The sequence below is a fragment of the Lysinibacillus sp. GbtcB16 genome (assembly GCF_019091145.1).
GTDB classification, from domain to species: Bacteria; Bacillota; Bacilli; order Bacillales_A; family Planococcaceae; genus Lysinibacillus; species Lysinibacillus fusiformis.
This window is the reverse complement of the sequence record NZ_JAGXJV010000764.1, coordinates 1-243: the sequence shown is the minus strand read 5'-3', so window position 1 is coordinate 243 and position 243 is coordinate 1. Positions and strand designations below refer to the sequence as shown.

At 41.2% G+C, this 243-nt stretch carries 1 protein-coding gene; it reads left to right on the top strand.

Annotation, left to right across the window (positions count from 1 at the left end):
- Window positions 1-243 (top strand): S4 domain-containing protein (locus KVT27_RS25830; protein WP_254636304.1); only part of this gene is annotated, 243 nt, incomplete at both ends.

Sequence of the window (243 nt, the reverse complement as noted above, 5' to 3'; positions counted from 1 at the left end):
CGAAGAAGCATTAGAGCAAGCGATTAAAATTTCAGCTGCATTATTTAGCGGTTCTGTAGCAGATCTAACTGCAAGCGAAATCGAGCAAGGATTCAAAGACGTACCATCTGTAGAACGTACTGCAGAAGATACAGTATTAATCGACTTACTTGTAGAAAGCAAAATCTCTCCATCAAAACGTCAAGCACGTGAAGATGTAACGAACGGTGCAATCTACGTAAACGGTGAGCGTACACAAGCATT